Here is a 2,597-nt window from a genome sequence, read left to right as displayed (position 1 = left end):
CGGGTCGCCTTCTTTGCCTACTTTCTTGGCGAGACAAGAAAGTAGGTCGCCTCCCCGCAGGGGAGGTGAAACTGCCTTTGACTTTAAGCTTTTGACGTTAAGCAGTTGAATTTGCAGTGAAGCAGCACGGATGGTGAACAAGTAGGCATCCGAGAGCCAACGCCACATCCAACACCCGCCCTCTCCCCCGCCCCCACTCGACACGGTTGCTCTCCCATTTCATGGGAGAGGGGCGCAGACCAGCGGTACGCCCATGCACCTGCGCAGGTTTTTACTGCGGCACCAACTCCACCCGCTCCCGCGTCTCCTTCTCCACCGCCTTGCGCGTGTAGAGCAGCGGGAAGTAATCGCCTCTCGCCCACATCTGCGCCAGGTCGCGATAGTGCGGGCTGGTGGGATTGCCGGATTGCCCGGGCGCGTTGACCACGCGCGATGCATCCCAGTTGCCCACGTCCAGCACCATGCGGAACGACGCGCCCGCGGTGAGCTGGTAGTCGCTGTTGCGGTAGCTGGTGTTCATCGGCGTGAAGGAGGATCCGCCGATCGGCCCGGCGTTGACGTCGTAGCGCTGGCGCGCCGCGTTGTCCAGCAGCGGGTCCAGCGGATGGCTGAACACCGCAGTGTGCAGCTTGCCCCATTGCCAGGCCTTGGGGTCGGGGCCGAGCTTACGCTCCACCTCCGCCATGGCGCTCTTGAGCGAGGCCACGATGACTTCGTTGCGGCGCTCCACCGGCATCCACGGCTCGGGCTTTTCCAGCACGGCCAGCACGCGGCTGGCGTCGCCGTAGCCCGCAAGCCTGGCGCCTTCCGGCGACAGCGCCGCGCGCACCACGGCCGGGCGCAGGTACTTGCTGAACCAGACTTCGAACAGCGCCGCCGGCGCGCTGTCGGCGCGCTCGTTGCCGTCCCAGCCGCGCAGCAGGTCCAGTCCTCGCCGCGCCTGGGCGTCGTCGGTGCGCACATTGGCAAGCAGCGCCACCGCGCGCAGCGCCGGCAGCGAGGTGGTGTCGTTCTGCCAGGCCATGCTGTCGGCCACCGACGAATGCGGGTTCGCGGCCACCAGGCTCTTGAGCCGGCGCGCGCGCGCCGTATCGCTCCATTCGTAGCCCACCCCCATCTTGGCCGCTGGGTGGCTGGGCGGGATGTTGTTTTCGTTGGCGGTCACCACATAGCCGGCGGCAGGGTTGTAGGCCCACGGCAGCTCGTCCATGTTGCGGTAGCCCGCCCACTCGTAGCGGCCGTCGCCCGGCACCGGCGTCAGGCCGTCCCAGTTGGGGCGGATGACGGTCAGGCCGCCGGGAATCCAGCCAATGTTGCCTTCGCGGTCGGCGTAGACCTGGTTCTCGCCGGGCGCGCCCCAGCGGTTCATGGCGGCGCGGAACTGGTCCCAGTTCTGGGCGCGCATGTAGTCCATGGAGCCGAAGTACGGCGCCATGCCAAGGTCCAGCCAGGCCGCGCGCAGCGCGTAGGCGCGATTGCTCTTTGCATCCGTCACCAGCACCGGCCCGTGGCGGGTAAATTCCAGGTTGATCTTGCGCGGCGTGGCCTCGCCCTTGACGGCAATCTCCTCGGTCACGGTTTCCATGGGCTCCCAGCGGCCGCGGTACTTGTACTCGTGCGGCTGCGTGACGTTGGTCTCGTAGACGTAGAGATCCTCCTGATCCATAAAGAAGCGGGTCATGCCGAAACCGATGTTGTCGTTGTGCCCTATCGAGATCCCCGGCAGGAAGGGCTCGCCGGCACCGATCGCCGACATCCCCGGCGCATTCAGGTGGCTGATATAGCGCAGGCTGGGCGCGCCGTGCGCGCGGTGCGGGTCGTTGGCCAGGATGGGGCGGCCAGTGCTGGTGCGCGAGCCCGAGATGACCCAGTTATTGGAGCCGAGGCTGCGCGCGGTGTCGCTGTTGGTGTCGAGCACGGCATACAGCGCTTCGTGCGGGATGCCCTCCGCCTTGGCCGAGGCCCACCATTCCTTGGGAAAGCGCGGCGCGGCGGTGGCGAGCTCATAGGCACGGCGCAGCTCGACGGTGGGCAGCGCGCAGGGATCGAGGCCGTCCGGCAGCTTGGGCTGGATCGGCGGATCCAGCTCGCGCTGCACCCAGTCGGTGCGCGCGGCATCGGGCTTGACCTGGCAGTAGACCTGCGCGCGGTTGACCTCGCCCATGGCATTGAGCGTGAGCCCGTGATGGCGGATGCGCACGATGTCTTCCGCGCGCCAGCGCGCGGGCTTGTAGTTCAGCGTGCGAAACTCCGGCGGCAGCAAGTCCGGCTTGCTCTCCGTCTGCGCCACGTAGGCGTTCACGCCCGCCACGAAGGCCTCGGCCACGCGCTTGGCATCCGAGCCGTAGGCCAGCCACTCGCGGTACATGTCGCCGCGGAACAGCACGGCGCGCGCCATGCGGTCCCCTTCCACATAGGCCGGCCCGAAGTCCTTGGCCATCTCGCCCAGGCCACGCTTGCGCCACAGGTCGATCTGCCACAAGCGGTCGCGCGCGGCCATGAAGCCTTGTACATAGAAGGCGTCGTACAGCGTATTGGCATAGATATGCGGCACGCCCCAGCGGTCGATCAGGATGCTGGCGGGCTTTTCCAGGCCC

At 67.3% G+C, this 2,597-nt stretch carries 1 protein-coding gene; it reads right to left on the bottom strand.

Going from position 1 to position 2,597, the window contains the following annotated elements; all coding sequences use genetic code 11:
* Positions 1 to 271 precede the first annotated feature (271 nt).
* Positions 272 to 2,597: penicillin acylase family protein (locus ACYP5B_RS30965; protein WP_459572206.1), on the bottom strand; the 2,326-nt coding region annotated here is incomplete at its 5' end.

It is taken from the genome of Cupriavidus sp. 8B (assembly GCF_054589115.1).
The sequence above is the reverse complement of the archived record's forward strand: the minus strand, read 5'-3'. Positions and strand labels throughout refer to the sequence as shown.